At 57.6% G+C, this 24,126-nt stretch carries 15 protein-coding genes; 4 read left to right on the top strand and 11 right to left on the bottom strand.

Annotation, left to right across the window (positions count from 1 at the left end):
* Positions 1 to 8: 8 nt before the first annotated feature.
* The 6 genes from pglZ to WLQ66_RS07010 are packed head-to-tail and all read right to left on the bottom strand — an operon-like array spanning position 9 to position 11,617.
* Complete coding sequence (pglZ, locus tag WLQ66_RS07035; RefSeq protein ID WP_340545635.1) at positions 9 to 2,504, bottom strand: BREX-1 system phosphatase PglZ type A; 2,496 nt, start codon at positions 2,502 to 2,504, stop codon at positions 9 to 11.
* Positions 2,504 to 5,998 carry a BREX-1 system adenine-specific DNA-methyltransferase PglX gene (gene pglX / locus WLQ66_RS07030; RefSeq protein ID WP_340545634.1) on the bottom strand — a complete coding sequence of 1,165 codons (3,495 nt, stop codon included), beginning with the start codon at positions 5,996 to 5,998 and terminating at the stop codon, positions 2,504 to 2,506. The genes pglZ and pglX overlap by 1 nt, the downstream gene beginning before the upstream one ends.
* 1 nt (position 5,999) lies before the next feature.
* Positions 6,000 to 9,521 (bottom strand): BREX system P-loop protein BrxC, encoded by a 3,522-nt coding sequence (gene brxC / locus WLQ66_RS07025; RefSeq protein WP_340545633.1) that lies wholly within the window; start codon positions 9,519 to 9,521, stop codon positions 6,000 to 6,002.
* Positions 9,522 to 9,525: 4 nt separating this feature from the next.
* Complete coding sequence (locus WLQ66_RS07020) at positions 9,526 to 10,128, bottom strand: DUF1788 domain-containing protein (RefSeq protein WP_340545632.1); 603 nt, start codon at positions 10,126 to 10,128, stop codon at positions 9,526 to 9,528.
* Positions 10,125 to 10,745, bottom strand: coding sequence for a DUF1819 family protein (locus WLQ66_RS07015; RefSeq protein WP_340545631.1), 621 nt, complete (start codon positions 10,743 to 10,745; stop codon positions 10,125 to 10,127). Before WLQ66_RS07015 ends, WLQ66_RS07020 begins: the two co-directional genes overlap by 4 nt.
* Complete coding sequence (locus WLQ66_RS07010; protein ID WP_340545630.1) at positions 10,742 to 11,617, bottom strand: BrxR family transcriptional regulator; 876 nt, start codon at positions 11,615 to 11,617, stop codon at positions 10,742 to 10,744. The genes WLQ66_RS07015 and WLQ66_RS07010 overlap by 4 nt, the downstream gene beginning before the upstream one ends.
* A 2,015-nt stretch (positions 11,618 to 13,632) precedes the next feature.
* Between WLQ66_RS07010 and WLQ66_RS07005 the strand changes: the two genes are divergently transcribed.
* From WLQ66_RS07005 to WLQ66_RS06990, 4 genes are all read left to right on the top strand, one after another.
* Complete coding sequence (locus WLQ66_RS07005) at positions 13,633 to 15,729, top strand: tyrosine-type recombinase/integrase (protein ID WP_340545629.1); 2,097 nt, start codon at positions 13,633 to 13,635, stop codon at positions 15,727 to 15,729.
* A gap of 40 nt (positions 15,730 to 15,769) precedes the next feature.
* Positions 15,770 to 17,095 (top strand): hypothetical protein, encoded by a 1,326-nt coding sequence (locus tag WLQ66_RS07000; protein ID WP_340545628.1) that lies wholly within the window; start codon positions 15,770 to 15,772, stop codon positions 17,093 to 17,095.
* Positions 17,096 to 17,522: 427 nt separating this feature from the next.
* Positions 17,523 to 17,906: a hypothetical protein gene (locus tag WLQ66_RS06995; RefSeq protein ID WP_340545627.1), complete on the top strand. Its 384-nt coding sequence runs from the start codon at positions 17,523 to 17,525 to the stop codon at positions 17,904 to 17,906.
* A gap of 221 nt (positions 17,907 to 18,127) precedes the next feature.
* On the top strand, positions 18,128 to 18,412 hold the full coding sequence (locus WLQ66_RS06990; RefSeq protein ID WP_340545626.1) for a hypothetical protein: 285 nt from the start codon (positions 18,128 to 18,130) through the stop codon (positions 18,410 to 18,412).
* A gap of 503 nt (positions 18,413 to 18,915) precedes the next feature.
* Here WLQ66_RS06990 and WLQ66_RS06985 read toward each other — a convergent pair.
* The 5 genes from WLQ66_RS06985 to WLQ66_RS06965 all read right to left on the bottom strand — a co-directional run bounded on the left by WLQ66_RS06985 (position 18,916) and on the right by WLQ66_RS06965 (position 24,126).
* Entirely contained in the window at positions 18,916 to 20,394 is a 1,479-nt protein-coding gene (locus WLQ66_RS06985) for an HD-GYP domain-containing protein (RefSeq protein WP_340545625.1), read from the bottom strand.
* Between the two features lie 135 nt (positions 20,395 to 20,529).
* A complete protein-coding gene (locus WLQ66_RS06980) occupies positions 20,530 to 21,285 on the bottom strand; it encodes an ABC transporter ATP-binding protein (protein WP_340545624.1) in 756 nt (251 codons plus the stop codon).
* The gene (locus WLQ66_RS06975) at positions 21,282 to 22,139 is read right to left on the bottom strand and encodes an ABC transporter ATP-binding protein (protein WP_340545623.1); all 858 of its coding nucleotides are present in this window, start codon (positions 22,137 to 22,139) and stop codon (positions 21,282 to 21,284) included. Before WLQ66_RS06975 ends, WLQ66_RS06980 begins: the two co-directional genes overlap by 4 nt.
* A complete protein-coding gene (nikC, locus tag WLQ66_RS06970; protein ID WP_340545622.1) occupies positions 22,136 to 23,071 on the bottom strand; it encodes a nickel transporter permease in 936 nt (311 codons plus the stop codon). Before nikC ends, WLQ66_RS06975 begins: the two co-directional genes overlap by 4 nt.
* Complete coding sequence (locus tag WLQ66_RS06965; protein ID WP_340545621.1) at positions 23,068 to 24,126, bottom strand: ABC transporter permease; 1,059 nt, start codon at positions 24,124 to 24,126, stop codon at positions 23,068 to 23,070. Before WLQ66_RS06965 ends, nikC begins: the two co-directional genes overlap by 4 nt.

Below are 24,126 nucleotides of genomic sequence, written 5' to 3'. Positions count from 1 at the left end.
CCCGCTCCTTAAAAATCGAAATCTGTGGTGATGCCACGGCGCAACTGAAAGCGATGGTTGGCATAGTCTTCGTAATGGCTGGTCTTGCCGATACGTTGTCGCAATTTCAGGAAGACATCCTGGTCATTGAACTGGTCCGCTTCGCGCGACAGCAGGAACTTAATCGGCAGCTCTCGCTCTCGGGCATTCTCCGAGGTGAAATCGAAGGTCAACTGGTGCTCATCCGAGATCAGAGTGCCATCGCTGGCATAAATGCCAGTCAAAAGATCGCGCTGCTGCTGTTTTTCCGAAACGGCCTGTGCCTGATAGAGAGTCACTGCCGTCTGGCCAGATGAGATCAGGCTGCGACCGGGGACGATGATCTGGACATCAACCTTGCCCACATCCGCTTCGCGCCGTTTACCAACCTTCAGAACAGGGACGACAACCTCCTGCAGCGATGCGCCGCCATGGACAAATCGGCTTCCAGCGCCTTTTGCCCGCATCCGGTTGATGGAGTTGGGGATCAGCACGTCGAGGTCACCAGACAGACCGAGCTCTGCTGACGAGAACTTCTTCATGCCAGCGGTTTCATTCAACCCGCTACCAATGACGAAGCGTCGGTTCTTGAACAGGATCTCCGAACCTGTGGGGTCGGCAACAGAGAAGTCGGTCTCGTCCAACAGGCGGTGCTGATAGAGAAAACCATGATCCGCGGTGATCAAGATGTTCGAAAAATTTGCGGTTGTCAGCTTGCGGACCAGCTTTGTGAGGTCCTCGATGGCATCTTCAGCGGCCTCGGTCACGCGGTCCTCGGTTGCCAGCTTGTCGCCGATGATGTCGATGCGGTTATGATAGAGGTACAGGATATCATGGTCACGGAAGAGCGCCTTGCCCTCATCGGCCTTCATATTCATGAAGTCTTCTGCCTTCATGGCCTTCGCTTTATCGCCAGCGCGCCCCTTCCCAAGGATCTTCTGTCTGTTCGTGGTGCCCTGCGTGGGCTCGCCAAAGGACGACACGGCGCTATCGCCCGACAGGATCAAATCTTGGTTCGGCAGCAGTGCGGCCATGCCGAGCTGCGTGTAACTGGGTAGAGTCGAGATCATCGGCTTCAGTTCCGCATCATATCGGGGCAGCTTGCGGATCTCACGCTGGCATTCTTCGGCCACTTCAAAGCGCAGCGCATCCGAGATGATCACAACGACCTTTTGGTCCCGGCGTCGGTACTCAGCGGCCTGATCGCGGTAGAAATCCGTTTGCTTCGGATAACCGGGCACCGCCCAGTCGGACAGCTTTGCGACCTGATCCTGCCAAGCGTCATTGACCGTCAAAAGAAAGTTTGTGGTATAGCGGTTCTCGACGCTCTCGAACAACGATCCCAACAGCGACGCCTGTCCGCTTTTCTGCATGTGGTAGATGAACTTACGATAGAGCTGGTCGATCTTGAACCAGCTCGACACGTACCGCTTCACCCCCTCGGCAGGGGAGGTCATGGACAGCGTTGCCTCGGCGAGGACCTGCTGGAATTCCGTGGCATATCCGATGGCCTCATAGACATCGCGGTAGATCGGATACCAATGGCTTTGGCGGCGTTCTCTGACGGTCTTCAGCACTTCGGCGGACGACACCGTCTGGCTCGACATCTCCGCAACCAGCTTGCGGATGATCTGACGATCAATCTCTTCAAAATGGTCGATAGCGCGCAGAGGCTTGATCTCGCGGCCTTGCAAGTCCTCGGGAATCTGCAGGATGTCTTGGTATTTGCGGCTCAGGGCCTCGAATGCCTCGGCGCCATGACGATTGTTCTTCCAGCGACGGAAGACCAGCAGCGCCTCGGCATTCAGCTTGCCGTCCTCGTCCAACGCCCGGCAGTAGCAGGACTGGAACAGGGTGATGGCGAAATCCTCGAAATCGGGCTCGTCGGATACATAGCCGTAAGCGTTTTCGACCTGCGTCCAAAAGAACGCTGTCAGGCCGGCGCGGTCCATGAGCCGCAGCGCGTCGTCCCGCCCTGAAGCCAACTCCCCCAACAGCGCCTCGATAACCGTGTCGAGCGCGCCTTCCGCACCGGCGCAGACGGTCAGCATCCGGCGCAGGACGTCGGTCTTGGTGTCGGACGGGGTGAGCAGCCGCTTCAGATGCTCGATGCGCCCCTTGGAGCGATAGAACTCCATATGGTCGCGCACCACATCCTCGAACTGCGTGGGCAGGCCAAGTTCGGCCAGCCAGATCGCCGCTTGATCGGCCTTGAACACCGCCGTAGCAAGCTGCACGTCCAGCAGCCAGTTGTCGGTCATCTCCGGCTCCGGGCCGTCCTTATAGATCAGGAACTTCTGCTTGGGCTCCTGTCGCAGGATCCGGTACTTAAGGCCGAATTCGTTGTTGGCGATCTCGACCTTCTCGACCCCCGGCGGATCCGCCGCCTCAAAGGCCGCGCGCATGTCGCGGGCGGTGTCGTACCAAAAGACGATCCGGTGTTCCTCGAACAGCCGCGCGAGCCCGGCTTGAATGCGATCTGACATCAGCTGAGACCCACGATCTTCTTCAGGGCAGTGCCGAATTTCGGATAGTTGGCCTTCACCCCGTCATCCAGGTCGATCTCGATCTTCTGCTGCGCCAGCGGGAAGATCACCTCGCGCTCCCACTCGTTCAGCTCGTCGATCTGTTTCGCCACGACGCCGGCCTCCTTCAGCGCCTTGGTGCGTTGGCCTTGGGTGGCGGTCGCATCGTCGGACAGCTTCTCCAGCCGGGCGCGCTCTCCCTCCAGCTTGGTGATGAATTCGCGCAGGTAGTCGTTGAGCAGCACGGACACTGTGTCGGCTCGATAGCGGTGCATGTAGATCAGCGCGTTGAACGTCCCCTTGGGGGAGGAGACCATCCAGTAGATCGGGCGCTTCTTGTAGCGCCTCACGTGGTCGGCGTAGAAATCCTTGGTGAAATACTTGCGGATGTCCTTGCCGAGGGCGTCCTCGATATACCTCAGGTTCTCGCGGAAATGCGTCTCGCCGAAACTCACGCGCAGGAACAGGCGGAAGCGTTCGGTGATGTCGTCGGGGAACCAGTCGCCGTCGAGCACGGGGATGACGTTGTCGGCGTCGGGCATGAAGCTCGGCTCGGGGATGCGGGCGAGGTAATCCTCCAGCCGCTCGCCCTGATTGGCGAGGATCAGGCCCGGCGCGTCGAGGCTGTAGCGCCCGAACATGCAGCCCACGGCATAAGAGAGGAACTCGGCCATGGTGTCGGCACGCAGGCGGGTTTCGCGGTCGGCCTCGGAGCCCTTCACGCCATAGCGATAGGCGGGGTTGCAGGTGAGGGTGATCTCCTCGATCGGCACCTCGGGGGTCAGTTCGTCCTGCAGACCATAGGCGTCGATGAAGATGCGGTTGTTCTCTTCCTCCAGCCGCTGCATCTCGACCGTCATGGACTGCCAATGGGCGCGTAGGGTAGTGTAGCTGTCCTCCAGCGTCTTGCCACGATGATCGGGCAAGAGCAGCGGGAGCGTGGTGAAATCCCAGGAGGTTTCGTAGGCGTCCCAGTCGGTTTGTGAGACGGCGACAAGACCTTGCACGCCAATCGAGACTTCCTCGCGGTAAATTTCAGCGACTGCGGGAATGTTGCTGATGTCACTGGGCTGAAATTCTATCGTAGGGTTTATGGCTCGCAATACACTTGTCGCTGGCTTGGAGGCGAGCAATCCAAGGATCGGTATGGTTTCTTTGTCAGACGAAAAATATGAGGATCCCTTGTTGTCGAACAAGAAACCGTTCGGAGAATATCGAACTCCAAAAAACGATGAACTCGTTGCTGTGAATGTCAAACAAGACTTAAAAATGTAGTCGAGATTAAAATTGTGTGCCCAGATTCTTTTCCCATCAGGATGCAACGTGGTTTGCAGTGCTTTTCCGTCATCTTCCCAGTTTACGAGAAAGAAGTTGTTTCCGTACCATCTGCGGAATGGTCCACCTTTATTGTAAGGAAACCACTTTTTGCCTGAAGACCTTGCGCTATCTCTGTTCGTAAAACCATATCCAGACCGATTAAGCGAAACTTCCTGCCATGTCCGCAAGTACACATCATTGTTTCCAGTCGCCATACCAAGACGGGCTCGCCCAATATCACCGAGTAACCGATTTTCTGAAAATGAGTTTCGGAATTTTTCAGACACCCAGTAAGCGATGGGGTTCCCAGGGATCTTACTGAAATCATTAGCCGTGGCTCGATAAAACCACCCACAGTCTTTTGACTTAATCGCTTCTAACGTCTTCGGGCCTTGGTTTGATGCGCCACGGAATTCGGCGAGGCGTATGTACCCGCCGCTAAAATCTGGGCGGTGGGAATTCTCAAGCGTAAATGTGCAGACTGGGACAGTTGCTCCATCAAATCCAGAATACTCAAGCTGAACCAAACTCGTGATTGTTCTGTTTTCCAATAGGAACAAACGCAGCTTCTCATGTGAGGAAATGAACATCCACACGAACGGTGTCATAAAGCCCAGCTGACCTTTTGGGAGAGATAGTTGTGTATTTCTTACTATGAACGCTGAAAACAAATCTGATTTCACATCGGAAAACCTGTCTTTAAGAAAGTCCTGAAGCTGGCTATTCATCCCTTTTCCGCCCATATAGGGGGGGTTGGCGACCACCACGTGATACTTCGGCGACAGCGCCTCGGCCATGCGCAGCACGGCGACAACGCGCTCCTGCACCTCCTTCAGCAGCAGGTCGCCGCCAAAATCCCGCGCCTCGACCACCCTCAGGGTCTCTGCCGGGTCGCGCAGTTTCGGCACGATCAGCGAGCCGAAGTTCTTTGCCTGCTCGAACTGCGCACACGTCTCGCGCAGCTCGCCGGTGAACAGATCCTTGCCCACCACAGCGGCGACGTCCTGCATCTCGGCAGGGGTAAAGCTCACGTTCTGCAACACGCAGATGTCGGGCTTTGCCTCCATCCGCAAAAAACGCCGACGCCCCAGCTTTGCCGCCGCCTTCATCGCCAGCGCAAAGGCCGCGAGCGCCCCCGCGCGGTCGTCGATCTCCACCCCGGTCAGGTTGTGCGTCAGGATCAGCGCGGGGATCTCTGTCGCATCATAACCCTCTTCCTCGTAGATGGCGTAGAGCAGGTCAAAGGCATAGGTCAGCATGTGCCCCGAGCCCGCCGCCGGATCGCAGATGCGGATCTCTTCGGGCTTGGTGATCTTCAGGAAGTCCGTCTCGGGCTCTTCGGGGGCGATGTAATAGTCCATCTTGGCCGCCAGCCCGCTGCGCGGATTGTTCAGCAGCCAGAGCCGCCCCAGCGAGTTCTCCACCAGATAGCGGACGATCCAATGCGGGGTGAACAGCTGCGTGGCGGCGGGGATGTTCTCGGCCGTGATCTTCTGGTTCTTCTTGAGGCCCGCGAAGACCTGATCCTTCTTCTCCGAGATGTAGAACTGATAGAGCCAGCCGATGATCTCGACATCCTGACAAGCGTCTTCGGTCATGACCTTGCGCAGTTCGGCGAGGATGGAGGTCTGGGACAGCAGGTCCTCGGGCATCAGGAGTTCGGTGTAGTCGTCGATCTCCTCGAACAGGAAGGGCATGGGCCCGTGCCACTGATTGCAGGAGTGGACGAGCAGGAGGCGGTATGCCTCGGCCTGCGGATCATGAGACGGCGTGCGCCCGTCGAGGAGGGCAGGGATGGTGGCGGGGGCGTCATCCGGCCGGTTGCCCGCCATCGCCTCTGACAGGATCTCAGGCCGTGTGGCCCCTTCGGCGGGGGAGACGACGCGCACCTGCGTGTAGCCGTTCGCATCCATGAAGCGCAGGGCGGTGAAGCGGTTGAACCAGATATAGGCAACCTGTTCGATGACCTGTTGCTTACCGTCGCTGGCGATGGCGTTCTCCAGCTCTTTGACCGCCTTGGGGTGCTCGCGCCGCGCCGGTGCCGCATCATCGAGGACAAGGTCGAGTTTCGCCGTGACCTGATCAATCAGCAGATTGCGCGCCGCCTGCGCGAACTTCTTCAGAGCGTTGGTATCCATGTCAGACAATCACTTTCTTGCCCGCGTGGATCTGCTCCAGCAGGGTCTTCTTGAATTCTTCGAGGTAGTCGGCAACGTCCGTGTCATCAGACAGGTAGGGTTTCGCAAAGCTCACCTTGATCTGCGTTGCGTTCACGTAGGAGGGGGCCTGCGGGGCAGGGGCGGCGGGTTCCGCCCCCCCGGGCGCGGGCGTGAATGTCGCCTGCGGCGGATGCGCGAGGCGGTCAACTTCGGTGATGACCTCGGCCATCAGATTTGAGCGCGCGTGTATCGCCTTGTTCTGCAGCAGCGGGATCAGGTTGACGCTGTCAAGGCCGGATTTCTGGCTTTCCAGCCGCGCGGTGATGCGTGCCTGTTTGTCTTTCTCCAGCGCCTGGAACTCCGGCATTTTGCTGACCTTCGCCGCAACTTCGTCCACGGCCGCGGCAACGGCTTTGCGTTCCTCCAGAACCTTCAGTTCGACCTTGGTTTTCAGATCGTAGAGGTCGGTTTTCAGGTTCTGAATGGCCGTGCCCTTGAAACAATTGGGATCGGCCAGAGCTGCGCGCAGCGTCTGACTCGCCTCGGCGTCGACATGATCGATATTGGCCGACTGGCTGGCAATCGCCTCACGGGCATCATCATAGATGGCGCGCTGCGCGCCTCCCATGAAGGACTTCACCTTGTCGAACAGGTCTTCTTTGGCATCCAGCAGATCGTCTTCCCGTTTCGGCGCCTCGGTGATGAACCACGCCGCTGGCTTGTCCATCATGCCGCGCAGTTGTAGCTGAAACGGCTCAAGGGCGGCCAGAAATGGGTAGTCGTAAGCAAGCCGGGTCAGCCCGTCCACCTCAGCTTCAAGGTCCTTCACGCTTGCCGCCCATTCCGCCCCAAGGCTACGCGCGTCATTGCCCGCGGCCGGTTTAGAGAAGAGTTCTTGGTAAAGCTCTTTCGCCTTGCGGATTTCGGCAGCAGAGAACTCCTGTTGGGGCGTGAGCAGGATATTGGGCAATGCATGGCTGTTGTTGAGCGCCTTTGCCAGATCAAGCCCCTCGGTGACCGTGCTATCCACCCGCGCCTCAATCTTGCCCTTCGCCACAAGGCTGCCTGCAAGGCAGAGAACGGCAGTGACAGGCCAGCCATAGGGTTTCGCCGTGAACCGCTCTGCGAGGTATTTGACGGAGACCTTCACGCCATTACGTGCTTGCGCGTTGATGAAGCTTAGCACATCCTGCTCCGCTTCCCCGAGACCCGCGCCTTCGGACCCAAACAGGCTGCTTTCAGCCTGAACGGCCTTATTGATATCTGCTTCGGAATAGCTGACCCCACGCAACATCGGGAGGTTCGTGTAGACCTTATCAACGAGCGATTGAAACGCCTTGATGACGCGGTCCTGTGGTTCTTCTCCGCCGATGTCGAGTTCGTCCCCCCGAACAAACAGGCGTGCCTCTCCCATCAGCTTGCGCAGGCGCATTTCAAGATCTTTGGCACGGCGACTGTTCTGCTCACCTTTTTCAGAGACGATGCGATCACGGCCCGGTTGAGGCGAGCCACTCCGCGATTGGCGGATGAATTTGTCTGTCTGTTTGAAAAGGATCAGATCCTTCACAAAGTTTGAATCGGCTTTCATTACGGCAGCGAGCTCTTCGCGCGACATGGTTTTCATGCGCACGGCTTCGGGGCTGCCGGCGTCTTCGCCGAAGGGAGAGATAATGTTGATGGCCAGTTCATACTCCCGACCGAGCGCGTGATCGTCCAGTTTACGGGTGAATGGGTATTCACTGTTCGTCGCCAGATGCCGAATTTTCCGATGGCGCAGAATGGTATCGAACGCGATCGTCTCAAGCTCTTTGGTAAGCTCGGATGGGTCGATGTCGAGGGATTTGATTTCCGCCTCGACGTCCTTCTCCTCATTGGTCAGGAACTCGTACACTTCTCCATTACGCTGAATCAGCGTGTTCCGCTCGAGTAGCGACAAGGCTTCTTCGATGCGGCGACGCTGCTGCGATTGATCTGCGTCGAATTCGGATAGCAACAGGATCGAGATGTTGCGGACCGAAGGTTTGAATTCCTTTACGTATTTGACGAGGAACAGCGCCTTAAGGACCCGGACTGCGAAAGGGTCGTCGAGGTTTTTCTCCGCGATCTGGATGCTCTGTTGGGCGGAGGATTTCAGCGCGGTTCGGATCCCTTCAAACATCAGATCGAAGGTTGCCAGGCCGCCGACCTCTTGGTCTTTCAGCTTCTTGGACACCTCTTGAAACACGCCAAGCATGGAGCGTTCGCCGACGGAGCTGTGCTTGCCCTCAAAGGCATTGTGCTGTGACAGCGAGGTGATCGCCATCTGGAACAGCGTGTATTGATAAGGCGGAAACGGGTAGCTTGCGATGAAGTGATCGCGGTCCCGATAGTTCTTGAGCTTGATCGACCCATCCGCGAAGTCGAACAAGGTCTTGAGGTTGTTCTCTTCGCGGTCATGAAGGTTGCCCAAGGTCACAGCGGCTTCTGGAGTTTTCGACAGCAGACGGCGCTGGATGACCTCGGCAACATCGGCGGAGTTCAACGGCACACGGTTGCCGAAACGCGCCTGGATCTTTGAGAAGTCATTCTCTTGTTTCTGTGTCATGTCGCCGATCACCGACGCCATGTCCTGTTGAGCGGTGACTATGATCCATGCTTGGCCCTTGCACTTCGTGTTCAGGCTTTCCGCAATGGTCTGAAGGTTGGTCATCAATTTGACGTTGTCGGCGATATACTGACCGACCTCATCGACAAAGAAGTTAAGTCGGAACCCCTTGGGCTGTTCGTCTATCCAAGCCTTGATGGTCCCCGCAAAATCCTCGATCGAGACGCGGGTGTCCTTGCGGTACTGACTCAGGATGTCCCTGGCATCGGCTGGATCCCCTCCAGTCACCGCCGCAAAGGCGGTAGCAACGTTTTTCGCTTCCAGCAGGGCTTGCTCACGCCCACGTTCCCAGGGCTTTCCCGATGCTTCCTGAAAGGCCGCTTTGAACGCCTCAAACTGTCTGCGGCTGTGCAGGTCCCGTTCGAACTGAGCGATATGAGGTTGCTTGCCATAGAAGCCACAGGTTTCATCAAAGACCTTCTGAAAGACAGCCAGAAGAGCATCGACGTCCGATTTGGAGATGACGTCGGCCTTTTGGTCTATGTTGAACAGGATGGACTTGGATGGGATTGAGACAGCCTTGTTCAAGGCGCCTGCCAACATCGGCTCACCTTTCAGCTTCTCGGCGAAAATATCATGAGCGCTAAAACCATCGACCTCCCGGTTCTCGAGTAGGAGAGCGAGCATTTTGAGTAGGTGGGACTTACCTGAGCCAAAAAAGCCGGAAATCCAGACCCCATTCGATGTGTCGTAATTGTTATACGCTTCCAGGAAATGTTCGAGCTTGCGCCCGATTTCGCCGGTAATGACGTATTCGTCCAGCTCAATACGAAGGCTGGCCTCGTCATCGGCCTTGATGACGCCGTCAATAGCGCGGTCTACGGGTTTTTCAAAAATATCTCTTAGCAAATGGGCCATTGGGTCAGACCTCGTAGTTCAAAATGTTAAAGGCACGGTAGTACTTGTCGTCATGCAGCTGGCCAAAGAGATCCAGCGAAGCGCCGGTGGCGAGAGCATGGGTGTAGCTTCCGGGAAAGAACAGCACTGTGGGTGCCTCTTTCGCGGTACTTTGCAGGTTGTTCAACACATTGTGGGATCGGATGTAGGGGTAAACCTCGCCGACGCCCGACAGGAAGATGACATCGTGGGGGGCCGCATCGATCGCCTGCGCGATCTTCGGTATGAGGTGAGCTTGCGGGTCGAGAACACCCTGCAGAAGCTCTTTTATCTCAGCCTTCTCACTGTTGGGTTCCGCCTCCAGAACCTGCTCGAGGATGTCACGCTCCCTCAGAATATCCAGGCTAATATCATATAGGTTGAGATCGAGGACATTTGTGCCAGTATGGGCGATGCGGGTAACAAGGTCCCGCCGATCGTCAACCATCGAGAGGCCTTCAGCCGCCGGAAACGGGCAGATGAAGAACGGCACCTCGTTGCCCAACCCCTGTTTGGTCAGAAAGCGCTCACTGGTAACCACACGATAAAGGTGTTCGGCGCGCTCTTTGCGGGTCAATTCAGGCTTCACAATTGCACTCCGTCAAATTTCACTCCGGGAAAGAGAGCGAGCTCCGCCGGGTTTTTATCTTCAATGATGGCTATCAAGCGCTGCGACAGGATCGCGGTTTGTATGCGGTTTTCGCCGGATAAGATCTCCGCTTCACGCAGCATGCGGAATAGAACTTGCCGTAGCTTCTTGCGAGTGGAAGAGCTGAGACCAGCCAGATCGTCATCCCATTCCGCCTTGGCCTCAAATAAAATATCAAAAGATTCCAAAGGCAAGTCAATCTGATAGGATAGATATCGCTCTTGAATAACCTCGAGCGCAAATTCATGGACAAATCGATAGGCTCGGCACGAAGCCAGCCAAAGCAACGCCTGCTGATCGCTCCGATCGGCCTCATCCAGAAGAAACTCGCGCTCCCGCACAGACAAAGTTCGCAGCCGATTGATGATTTCGCGCAGCGTACGTCGATTGGACGCGGCTTTTGGAAGAGCCGTCGCACCTTGCTCCAGGGCGCGTAGCATGGTCTGCTCCCAGGCGTCGTCTTCTTTGTGAAGCCGAGCGACTGACACGCTTTCGTTCAGAAGAAGTCCTCCGACACCAAACGACATCTGGTATTTTTTTTGTTGCGGATTGCTCATGCTGATTTTCGTCCAAGTGCCGTTTGCACCTCTGACCTATTGACGAGAACGATGTGCTGATCTTGCGGGTCGCGGGTGTCAGGGTCGGTGTCGAGACCAAGCCTTTTCAGGTTATAGAACAGGAGACACTTCCTCACGACAACCTGCGCAGTGCCATCTGTCATCCCGTAGTCCAGTTCGACGATCCGTCTCTGATTGTCAGAGAGGGAAGGGTGCGCCGCAATATGTAGGGTGATCTTCTCGACCCAGTCGGTATCCAGATCGGGATCAATCTCAGCCGTCCCGGCAAGCTCACTGTTCAAGATACGGCTGAGAACGAAGTCCTTGAAGACATGGTCTTTGAAGCAGTAGGCCCGTGTATGCCAACGAAAGCCCTCATGAGCGATCCCATGTGGAGCGATGTCCCGTGTGATGGGCTGGGCGGACGACATGGATTGGTATTCGACCGTCAGGATCCGTCGCTGCGCACATGCCATCAAAACGTTGCGCACTGCCCTCGCGGGGAGACCCCGCGAGGGGATTGACGGGGTCAGAATGTCCGGAAGATCGACGACCCACTCCGAATTGGGAACGGCCGCACCACGCGCGATTGCGGCGAGGTCAGCCAGGTACTCCGACGGATCGATGGACAGGTAGTGGGCTTCGAAGTCGTCTCCCAGCACATATGTCCGGGCGCTCTTGTCATAGAAAAGGTGCCCTGGATGATCCGCGATATACTCGTTCAGATCCTTAGAGGCCTGCGCTCGGCTGATCCCCATGACATCCATCAGATCGGCCAGCCCGATAGAACCGTGCCAATATATCCGGTGCTCGATGAACGCTCGCCGGTCGCGTTGCCATTGGGTCAGTTGGTGAGGGCCGCGTCCTGTCATGCACCCATGGGTAGTGCCTATTCGACGAAGGGTCCAGAAAAAAGAACCATCTCATAGAAGACGTTGTAACTGTTGCGAGTACAGGGGATTCTTAATCCGAACATGCGCCTTCAAGCCCAGATGAGGGGCTTCGACGGAACAAACCCGTAGGCCATGACATAGGCTACGCCAATCCGAGCGAGTACAGAACGGTGTTCGTTCTCTGCCCCTCACGCGACGTCGTCCCGGACTGAGAACCGGATTCGCGCGGTATAATATACGGGCCATCCGAATGTTCTCATGGCGAAGGAACAGCGATTTTCTTTGCTGAAGCCAGTGTGTTAGAGTGCCTGTGAAATTCTGGGGCTACATCGGTCTACGTGTTCCTTTCCAATCTCTTGGCCTCAACAGGCGTGTTGCCTTGTTGAACATCGCTGTGTCGGTTGCGAAAAATGACAATGATTGACCTTTACCGTCTTCAGAAGGCCGCGTCTCGAACCGCTCACTACTGCGCGCCGTAGCAAGAAACCCGTTTCACAGCCCTCCGAATACGGCGTGAGGCTTGCTGTCGAACCCGGGTGCCGACAGCTGCACTGCGCCAGGGAAACCCAGCGCAATGCGTTTTCAGGGGGTCGCACGTGTTCGACCCGTGTCGCCGACTAAACCCTCGCTGTCGATACAGACCTCCCGCTGCGCGCCGCAGAAAACTGCACCGACAGGCGTTTGCTTAGCGGCAAGTGCACCTGACACATGAGTCATATGGTTCTTAACGCGACGACAAAAAAAATATTCTGGCAGCCGAAATGAAATTATTCTGCTGGTCTCGAACCGCTCGAGGTCAGGCCCCCCCAAAAAAAAATGAAAAACTGCCGCGCAGCGGCTCTTTCAGGGGATTCTATAATTCCTTAATTCAGGGGCTGAATTCCCATTTTAGAACAATACCTTACGGGGTGTTATGACGCAATTTCCCGGCGTTATGACGCAAAAAGCCGGTGTCATGACGCAGTTTCCCCGCGTTTTGACGCAAAATCCCCGCACCCTGACGCAATTTCCCCGCGCCGTTTCCGGCGTTCCGCAACGCATCCTCTCAGCTGTTTTCCGAGGCTCGCGTTGCACAAGATTGGGGCGCTGGAGAGGGGCATAGGGCGCAACGGCCCGACGGGACCTTGCCGGGGTTTCTGCTTCGTTTCTGCGCAATTGAGCCAATCTAACGTTTATCAGAGAAAAGAGGATCGCAATGCAGACCAATGATATTCGAAGCAGATACCTGGGATGGGCAGAGGTTGCGCTCCGAGATGCAAATCCAGACCTTCCAAATCTGCGCATCTCAGCGCAGTCGCACTACGGTCCGCCGGATCGACTGGCTTTCATTTCCGTTTCCGGAACAAACGACGATCGAGACCGTCGGAAAAGCATTGCGGGCAAAGCGGCCCTGCTCCTACAGCGTCTTGGCTGCGCTGTCCTGATGGAGCCAGGCCGAGATGTCTACGATGTGAAGCCGCAACGACCGTCCTCCGCGCATGAGAGGCTCAGTATGCTACGGAGCCTTGGAGAGGCATTGCGTGAATCTGCGGAAGGTTCATGAAAGCAAGTTTGAGCTCCTCTATCGAACAAAAGTCGGGCGCCTTTTCTGAAAGGCTGGAGTTGCTTGGTTCCAGCGGGGTTTCCCCGCCTGACGCAACTATCGACAGGATCTGAAGATTCTCCAACCGGCGTTTGGGAATCCGTTTCCGTTTCCCTATTTCCGCTTTTGCCGGAAGAGGAGAAACAGGAAATGACAAGAAAAATATATACGACAGAAGAACTTGCGGTGAGATTCAGGTGCACGCCGCGTTGCATCACTGATTGGATCCGCAAAGGTTGCCCAGTGGAGAAGGGGCGGGTGAAGCTGCCGGCCCGGAAGCTGGGACGTCGCTGGTTCGCCACCGAAGAAGATGTCCTTCTCTTCGAGCATCGATCCCGGCCTTCGGGAGGCGGAAGGCCGGATCTCGAGCTCGATGACGAATGACGGCCACTTTATGCAGGAGTAAAAGTCCATGTCATTTCGAGATGAAATCCGTGCGCATTTAGCTGAGACTGGTGAATCCAAGCGTGCTCTGTCCTTGCGTGCCGGGCTCAATGCCAAGGCGATCACAGATATCTTGTCGATCGAGGGACTCAAGCCGCGGCACAGTACGCTGGCTGCACTTTCAGCGGCAATCGGTCGTGACCTGCTGACTGCTGAGACGGGCTCGAAGCAACTGACATGGGGGGAGCTGACCGAGAAGCTAAACAGCTGCGGAGAGAAGACACGGGCGAGCCGGGTCCGCCGGATTATGGCGGAGGCAAATTGGTACGGAAACAAGCGCGTCTGCAGACATGATGTGATCGACTTTTTTGAACAGCACAGTGCAGCAAGTCTCGGCCTCTCACCGAACAGCCGCTCGACATACAAGTGCGACATACTTGCGGCTATCGATCGCCATGGTCGACGGGATCGTCATCGTGGTGTCGCAGATATTGGGGGCATCTGGGCTGATGCCTACGCAGCCGTGAAGGACTCCGATATTCCGACAGACTGCAGGCTGAAAGCAGGTCCATTTTTCGTCTATTTGTTTAATCAGGGCATCATGCCTGACCAAATCACCAGTGAAACACTGGCAGGCTATTACGCTTACCGACTCGAGATGGGGGTCGTAACCGAGGCAAAGTGTCGGAAGCATGTCGGGAACGTAGTCACGCTACTGCGTCATATGCAGACTGCCCCCTCGACGGCTCATTTCGGTTTCGTAGCCGCAGCGTCGCCTTTTTCTGATCGCCGCGACAAGTTCGGCGTGGCCACAGGGGAACTGAAGGATCTCTTAAACGAGTACGACAACTGCCTCGCACCATGGGCGTCCGGGAACGCATCGCGTGACGGTTCGACCTATGAGGCCTTCCTGGCTGAATTGGATCGGGAGGAAGCCAAGCCGGTTTGCGAGAAAAAGGCCCGCTTGCGCAAGAGCGTTGCGTCAAAATCAAAGCATTGTGCCAAAGCTGGCAAGGAAGAGCGGGTCGAGCGCAGAGAGGCGAAGATGCGAGAGTATGGCTTCCTGACGGAGGATGCTCGCTGGTCGTCGACGACCTTAAAAACCCGCCGCGGCTATGTAATTTCATTGGCCAAGGCGCTGGCTGGCTCGCACGACATTATCGTGACCAGCCTACGCGAGCTGGTCGACTATGAATACCTGACTGAGGCGGCCAAAGCTTTGTCCGAAGCAAATGGCGGGCGAAAGGATACTGGCTATCTCGTCTCGGTGCTCAAGACGATGAAGAAGATCGCTATCGGTTACGCGGCCGTTTCAGATCCGGAAGTTGATGACATCAAAAGTTTGATCCGGTTTTATGAAACTGGGCGCCGAGGTATTGCACCACAGAACAAGGCGAAACTGCGGAAATTTACAGAGTCACGGATCCAGTCGACGATAGACTTGTCCGGTAGTGTGATGAAACGGATTAACGCCGAGATCGATCGGCGGCGAAAAGCCGAAAGAAAGAAGACCGGTGTACTTCCGGATCGCGTTGGCGCAATCAACCTCGAATTGGCCCGCGACATCGCTGCCGTGCTGGCCCATGACATCCTGCTCACGCGGGCGCCGCGAAGCTCGAATGTCATCGAAGCGCGGCTCGATTGGATAGCGTTTCAAGATGGCAAAGCCGTTATTTCGATACCCGCGCCCAAAGTGAAGGGGCGGAAAAAGGGCGATGCGGATTACGTCGTTCGTTTGGGCGAACGCGCCAGTCGGTTGATGCGGAACTATATCGACAAGATCCGTCCGCTACTGCTGCAGCCAGGCGACGACGACAACCCGTACCTGTTTCCAGGTCAAAAAGGCCGTCAGTTCACATTGAATTCTCCGTATCGTGGGCTTCTGAAACGCGTCGTACGGCTGCTCCATCAAGAGGTCGGCGTGCGGATCAATCCGCACCTTTACCGGCACCTCGTCGGCTGGATCTGGCTCAAAGAAAGCATGGATAACCTGCCGCGCGTTCAGCGGCTGCTTGGTCACAAGAGCCTGCAGACGACCGTGGAGTACTATGCAGAGCTGGATGACACGCTGGTTATGGATGGCTGGCAGACTTTCCTCGAAACCAAGACGAAGACGGCCGCGTGAGCGGCCGTCCGGCGAAACCTTGTAATCCCGGAAATGACTGATGAACGATCACCTTACTCTCCTGCGCAGGTTGCGCGCGGCATCGCCCCTGGACGAGGTTCCGACGCGTGAAGCATTGTCTTGTCATCTGGCCGCACGTGTCGATGAGGTCGGCGCCCCGGCCTTTACCGAGTTCGCTTACCTGCAAATGGTAGCAGCCAAGACATGGGGCGCAGAAAGAACCGCCCATTTCGCACGCGTCCTGAGGGACGCACGGGTCTCGCCAAAGGCCCAGAATACGTGCCCTTGGCAGACCGCGGAGCGCTTGGCCGGATCACTACCGGTCGAGTGGCGAACTCCGCTGCTTGAGCAGATTGCCATCTCGAGGAAGGGACAGGCTGTTCTCGGCCGGACAATCTGGAGTGCCGATTACACGAAAGCTGTTTTGGCTGCGCTCGGCCGCTGGGCTGCATACTGCGTGTCTCGGCGGCAGACCACTCTTCCAACGGCCACCTCGCTCCACGCCTACGGCCGTCATCTCGTTTGGCCGGACGCAGATGGCGAGCCCACAACAACGGGAACGGCGGCAAATTACCTTCAGAGGATCATGGCTGGTCTTGGGGTGGCGACACGAGGGCGTTTTCGATCCAAAGCCTGTGATTTTGTTGTCGCGGACTGGCGGGAACGGTCAAGGATGGAGGGCACCTCCACAAAAACCGGCAGCCAGCTTGTTGGCGCGAGCTCACTCTACGGCTTCGGTTTTCGGCTGATGGCAGAGGCTAACGAGCGCCCCGTGCGCGGCCTGGAAGCCGCTAAGATCTTCCGAAACGGTCTCATCTTCGCGGTCGGTGCCGCGCTGCCGGAGCGAGCGCGTGCGCTGACCTGGCTCGAATTCGACCGGAGCCTAAGGTTGATCGATGGCACGCACATTCACATCGATCTGCCTGGGGAAGCATTGAAGTATCCGGAGGCACGCAAGGCGCAGGAAGGCTATGATGTCATCTTTGAAAACTTAGGTCTCGCGGAGGCCCTGCACGCCTATCGCACAGATTTCCGCCCTCTCTTCGACGACGGACTTCACCTCTTCCCGTCGGTCCATGGAAAGCTCGGCGCTATCACACCGGCCCATCTTGGTCGGTTGACCGGAGATCTCACAGAGCGCGAGTTCGGCGTGCGCATCCCGATCCACCGGCTGCGTGACAACGTCGCCACGGAAGCCTCGGAAAACCTCATCGGCGGGGCCTACGCCGGAAAAACCCTGCTTCGTCATGTGGACGAGGCGATCACGCGACGGCACTATGACCACTCTGAAGGGCTCAAAGCTGCCTGTGATTTCGATGATTTCATCGAAAAACGCCGCAAGGTATCAGCGGAATTGATCCTGTGACGCAGTACCGCCGATTGCCGTCCAATGCCGTGTTTTCCGTTATTTCCGTGGCGTGTTTAGAAAGGGGCAACATCATCCGCACGGGATGAAACAGCCCCTTTCTAAACATTTTCCGTGGGCTTCTTTAACTTCCGTCAACTACCGTTGCGAGAGACGATCAGGTTCAATTTTGCACCTACCCAGCTGATAAATAACGCATAATAAGCTGTAAGGATTTGGCCACATCCCCTTTGGGCCGCGCTCTTGCTGACGAGAGCGCGGCCCAAAGATGATATGGCGCTTCAATGAAGGAAGGCACTCTGACCGGCGAGGAACACCTCCGCTGCTACCGGAACGCCGGGCAGAGACAGAACACCCGATCATGAAAGGAGACGTCCCGGGTGCTTGAAGCTGCTGTCACGAACGACAGCGCGACAAGGAGCATCACATGTTACCAATGATCAACACCCCTGATTACAGCGGGGAAGAGGACCCTATCGCTGCAATAAAGAGGTTCGTCCATGAGAATGGGCATTCGCTGCTTGGCGCGGTCGCGGCAGCGGGCGGACCGCGCGCCCGTCAAAATTGCCTTCAGCTGTTTTGTGATATTGCGGAGGCGCAAAGGCTGACGCGTCCTGTGCGGGCTGAGTTCAAGCGCTTCCAAGAATTGTTGAGCCTGGCACGGGCAGATGAGCGTGAGCTTGAGCGTTTGAACGATCATGATCTGGCGGCCATCGATCAAATGGCCGGCAAGCTCGAAAGTCTCCTGCAGAGAATTGGCCCCGATCGGGCACCAATCGATATGAGCAAAATGCTGACAAAGCTCGCATGACCTAATCCCCGGCGATCCGTGCCGGGGAGCTTGAAGCGTAGCATGGTGCTGCGCGAAGACCGGAGAAAATGGTCATGCATAGACACTATCTGGAAATGCCCCTCGAGAGGCTTTGCGCGAAAGCCCTCTTTGAGCTCAAAACAGCTGGGGAACGGATAACCTCCGCGGACCTTGCAGCAAGCGCACACGATCGGCTTCGCTTGGCTCGTTGGGCCGCAAGTGTGGGCGGGGACATTGATCTTCGCCACGCCGCCTCGGCGCTGACCCCAATCATTGCGCTGCTGGAGCGTGAAACCGAAAGCGAGACAGTGGGCCATCGCAACATCTTTTGCGGTTCGATTGACCCGGAAGAGGGCGATGTAGGAGAAGTCGTTGCCATGCGCGTCCTTACGGAGAGGGGTGACCGCATTCAGCGATGGTGCGACCGCCTTCGTCGGGTGCAGCACATGTTGCAGGTGATCGAGGCTCGTCTGGCAGCTGAGCGGGTGGTCATGTCTCGGGTATGAAAGCTGGACTGGTGAGGAAGGCGGCAGCATCAAACACGTCCAGCGCCGCTCTGGATGTGTTAGACCGTACGTAACTTTAGTCCAAGATCGCAGTTCTTGGAACGTCGCGGTCTGAAACGTATGATCCGACCGGAAGGCAATGGCGACAGCCTGACGCAGGATCTCTGTCTCGCGTAGGAGAAGTGTTGGGGCAGGTAAGCCGCTCTGAAGATAACCCTCTTGAAGGAGGGTCGGACAGCGCGTGCGCAGTGCAATTTCGACTCCCACACCACCCTGTTTCTCATACGATTTCTGTGGGAGTCATCTCTCCCAATGCGTTAAAAAATAATAGTTTCGTGAGAATTCAAAATCCCCCGCCTTTGCGGGCGTGCCGGTTCGAGTCCGGCCTTGGGTACCATGAAAAGCAGAGAGCGCGATTGCTGCCTCTCTGCTTTTTTGACTCCAGCGCCGTTTTGCATGCATCCGGTGGACTGCTGACAAACGCCAGATAGGCATCTGGGGCGCTAGAGTTTTGGTGAGAATGGCCGCTCTTCGCGGGCAGGCCAAGGGCTGGCGGCTATGGCATCCTTCAGGGCGTGATATATCGCCGGATCTATGGCCGTTCCCTGCATATCATCCATTATCTCAAAGGCCTTTTCCAGCGGCAGTGCTGAGCGATAGGGCCGGTCCGCGGTCAGCGCGTCAAAGATGTCAGCAACCGTCAGCACGCGCATGTCAGTGGTGAGATCGGCGGCTGCAAGCCCATACGGGTAGCCTTTCCCATCGAGCCGTTCATGATGGGCCGCTGCCACCTCCGCCACGTCTTCAAAGACTGAAATCCGCCGCAGAACGTCGTGTCCCAGCACGGGATGCAGCTTCATGCAGGCGAACTCTTCCTCCGTAAGCTTGCCCGGTTTGTCGAGGATCGCATTGGATACCCCCAGCTTTCCCAGATCATGCAGAAGTCCGGCCCGCACCATCCAGCGACGATGCACCAGATCATGGCCCAACTGTTCACAGATCATGTCCGTGTAATGGGCGACCCGTTCGGAATGGCCGTAGGTAAAGGGGCTTTTTGCGTCGATAACCTTTGAAAAAGCGTAGGAAATTTCATCGAGATAGGTTTCATCAACCGTGAGGGTCGCCCGGGCGGAGCGATCCGAGAACACGCTCGCTTCCAGTCGACTGCTGGTCAATGCGTCATAGAAACCGGGGGATCGGATCACCCGGGTAAACACCGGAACGAGATCGGGATCGAACCAGCTTCCGGCACGCTCCTCCAGCTCGGTAGCGGCGGCTTTTGAGCCCATCTGCAGCGTGAACACATCGGTGACCTGAGCCATCAGCGCAATGCGCGAGAACAGCGGAATCTCGTCGCCGCTGATGGCGGCCGGATGGCCGCCGCCGTTCCAATGCTCGTCCAGCCCTGCGATCCCTTCTGCGACCTGTTCGGAGAACCGCATCAGCCGGGCGATCTCCGCGCCGCGATCGCAGCGGGTCTGGATCAGCTCAGTCGCCAGACTGCCGCTGCGGCCAATCACGCCGGTCACTGTTTTCAACCGCTTCAACCGGCTGTCGCCCTGGCCGGTATGGCGCAGGACAAATTCGAGCTTCTGCCGGGTGGTTCCGTCTACGAATTTGAAATTGCGTTTGAAGGTCAGATCATCCGTGCGGTAGAGCGCGCAGATGCGGGCGGCGTTAGAGCTACAGCCAAGATCCTTCAGAAGCAGGGTAAAGTAGAGATCAGCGCGATCCTCCTGCGACAGATCGAGGTAATCGGCGACCTGCATGCCGATCCAGCAGCATCTTACGCAATGACCCTCTGGCTGGCCTTCTGTAAGATCAAGCGCGTGGCTGAGCGCGCCGAGGAGTTCGCCCAGCTGGACGGTCTGGCCGCCAACCTTTGGGTAGGTCACGCCATGCAGGACGCCAGAGGAGACGGTCGCAACCATCATCCCCGGACCCGGTCCGGACAGCGAATAGGGGGTCGGCGTGGCCACCATGACGCGCATCCTTGTTCAAACGCGCGTCAAGCCTACTATCTTGGCCTTAATCTCAGGTTACCGCCCCGTGCGCGGCGCATTCCGAGGGGCGTCGCCCGTTTGGCAGCTCTCTGTCAGACCTCTGACAGCCCCATTTCAGGCCACCCGATTGGCCGAGGCCCGCAGCAGCGTTTGCGTATAGGGGTGCTGTGTCTGCCCGGCGCGCATGGCATCAATGCTGAGCACCTCTACAATCTCGCCATGCTGCATCACCGCCGCCGCATCACACATATGCGCAACGACCGCGAGGTCATGAGACACCATCACAAAGGTCAGCCCATGCGCGGCACGTAAATCGCTGAGAAGGTTCAGGATCTCCGCTTGTACCGAGACATCCAGCGCCGAGGTCGGCTCGTCCAGCAGCAGGATATCCGGCCGTGGGGCCAGCGCGCGGGCGATGGCGACGCGCTGCCGCTGACCACCGGACAGCTGGTGCGGATAGCGAAAGCGGAACGACGGTCCAAGGCCAACATCCTGCAGCAGCTGTTCCACCCGTGCATCGATGTCGCGGAACCCGTGCAGATGCAGTGTCTCCGACAGCACCTGATCCACGGATTGACGCGGGTGCAGCGAGGCATAGGGATCCTGAAACACCATCTGAACGGTCTTGTAGAATGCGCGGTCACGGGTCGGTCCAAGCCGTTTGCCCTCAACCGATATCTCACCATTCCACTGCGGCGCGAGACCAGTGATGGCTTTCAGGATAGTGGATTTTCCTGAGCCGCTTTCGCCGACGAGGCCGAAACTGGCGCCGGTCTCGACCGCCAGAGACGCCGATTTCACGGCATGGACCAATGCGCCACGGTCGCCGAAATAGACGTTTAAGTTATTGATTTCCAGCGCCATTGTCATCTGCGACCCTCCACGCTGGGCGCATCCCGCCAGGCGGGATCACGTTGCAGCACCTCAAGCCGAGGACGCGGAGCATCAAATCGGGGCAGGCTGCCGAGCAGACCTCGTGTATAAGGGTGCTGCGCTTCGTGCAGCTGATCGGCGTCGCAGACCTCGACGATGCGGCCTGCATACATAATCAGCACCCGATCACAGAACTGCGACACCAGATTGAGATCGTGGCTGATAAAGATCAGCCCCATGCCGCGTTCCTTCACCAGCCGATCCATGATCGACAGCACCTGTCCCTGCACCGAGACATCCAGCGCCGAGGTCGGCTCATCCGCGATCAGGATTTCCGGGTTTGGGATCAGCATCATGGCAATCATGATCCGTTGTCCCATGCCACCCGACATCTCATGCGGGTAGGCGGTCATCACGCGCTCCGGGTCGCGGATCGACACGGCCTCCAGCATTTCCAAGGCCTTGGCATAGGCCTCGGTCTTGGTGGATTTGCTGTGCAGGCGGTGGGCTTCGATCAGTTGATCGCCGATGGTCATCACCGGGTTGAGCGAGAATTTGGGATCCTGCATCACCATGGAGATCTGTTCGCCGCGAACCTTGCGCATCTCGCGCTCCGATTTTGCCAGCAGGTTCTCGCCGTGCAGATTGATGTGATCCGCCTCGACGATGCCGGGTGGCCGGATCAGTCGTAGGATGGCGCGACCGGTCATTGACTTGCCGGAGCCGCTTTCCCCAACGATGCCGAGCCGTTCACGGCCGAGCGAGAAGGACACACCGCGCACTGCGTCAAAGATGCCATTGCGGGTGGGAAACCGCACCCAGAGGTTTTCGATATCCAGAAGCGGGCTCATGAGGCGCTGTCCTTTGGGTCCAATACGTCGCGCAGGCCATCTCCGAGCAGGTTGAACGCCAGCGAAACGGCAAAAATGGCAAGACCGGGCATGGTGGCCACCCACCAGTGATCGAGGATGAACCGGCGCCCTTCGGAGATCATCGCGCCCCATTCCGGGCTTGGTGGCTGGGCGCCAAGGCCGAGGAATCCCAGACCGGCGGCGGCCAGAATGATGCCTGCCATATCGAGCGTCACCCGAACGATCAGCGAGGAGATGCAGAGTGGCCAGATATGTTTGATAATGATCCTGAGCGGGCCTGCGCCTTGCAGGCGGATCGCGCTGATATAGTCTGAGGAGCGGATCGTCAGTGTCTCGGCCCGCGCCATCCGTGCATAGGGCGGCCAGGCAGTGAGCGAGATCGCCAGCACCGCGTTTTCAATCCCGGCGCCAAGAGCAGCGACAAAGGCCAGCGCCAGCACCAGCCGTGGAAACGCCAGGAAAATATCGGTGATCCGCATCAGAATGATATCGGCCCAGCCGCCGACGTAGCCGGAGACGGTGCCAACCAGAAGGCCCGCAACCGGTGCAATCAGCGCCACCAGCGCCACGATATAGAGGGTGATGCGGGCGCCATGGATCAACCGGCTGAGGATATCACGACCAAGGGAATCCGTGCCCAGAATATGCCCCTCGCTGCCCAACGGTTGCAGCCGATTGGCGAGATTCTGCACATATGGGTCATGGGGCGCGATCACCGGCGCCAGCAGCGCGATGGAAATCAATAAAATCAGGATGGCCAGCCCGACCATCGCCATATGGTTCTGCTTCAGCGACAGCCAGCCCTGATAGAGTGCCGCCAGCCGGGCCTGACGCCGCGATCTCGGCGTGTCGGTCAGCAGCCAGGCGCGCAGGCCCTGCTGAGGGGCCGGGGTTTGCGATGACAGGCTCATTTCGACCTCGGATCAAAGACTTTGTAGAGAAGATCGGAGAAGATATTGAGGCAGATGAACACGAGCCCCACAACAACTGTACCGCCCAGTACTGCATTCATGTCAGCCGACAAAAGTGCGGTGGTGATATAGCTGCCGATCCCCGGCCAGGAAAAGATGATTTCGGTCAGAACCGATCCCTCAAGCAGATTGGCATAGCTGAGGGCGATCACGGTGATCAGCTGCACGCGGATATTGCGAAATGCGTGCGTCCAGACCACGGCCCATTCACTCATGCCTTTGACGCGGGCGGTGGTGATATATTCCGCCGAGAGCTGTTCGAGCATGAACGAGCGCGTCATGCGGCTGATATAGGCAAGGCTGTAATAGCCGAGCAGCGCGGCGGGCAGCACGATATGAGAAAACGCGTCGCGAAACGCGCCCCAGTCACCTGCAATCAGCGAGTCCACCAGGATCATGCCTGTGACCGACGGGATCATATCCTCGTAGAAAATACCCTGACGTCCGGGGCCTCCGACCCAGCCCAGAATGCCGTAGAACAGCAAGAGCCCCATCAGGCCGAGCCAGAAGATCGGCATGGAATAGCCCACAAGTGCAATCACGCGGGCAATCTGGTCGATCCAGCTGCCCCGGCGTACGGCGGCGATGACCCCCAGCGGCACGCCCAGAATGCAGCCGAAGAGAATGCCAATAGTGGCAAGTTCAAAGGTCGCCGGAAACACGCGCGCGATATCGGAGGAGACATCCCGCGCGGTCAGCAGCGAGGTTCCGAAATCACCGCGCAGCACATCGGTGACATAGTAGAAAAACTGAATAGCCAGCGACCGGTCCAGACCCAGCTCACGATAGGCGGCATTATACTGCTCCTCGGTGGCGCGTTCGCCCACGATGGCCAGCACCGGATCGATGGGCATCACGCGACCGATCAGGAAGGTCACGAACAAGAGGCCCAGCATGGTGACTGCGATGGACGACAGGGTCACCAGTGTGCCGCGCGCCCAGGGGGGGAGGGGCAGCCAGGGCCGCCGCTCCGTTTCTGTTGCGAAATTCGCCAT

The sequence above is a fragment of the Phaeobacter sp. A36a-5a genome (assembly GCF_037911135.1).
GTDB classification, from domain to species: Bacteria; Pseudomonadota; Alphaproteobacteria; order Rhodobacterales; family Rhodobacteraceae; genus Phaeobacter; species Phaeobacter bryozoorum.
Note: the sequence above shows the minus strand (reverse complement) of the source record. Positions and strands in the feature narration are given on the sequence as shown.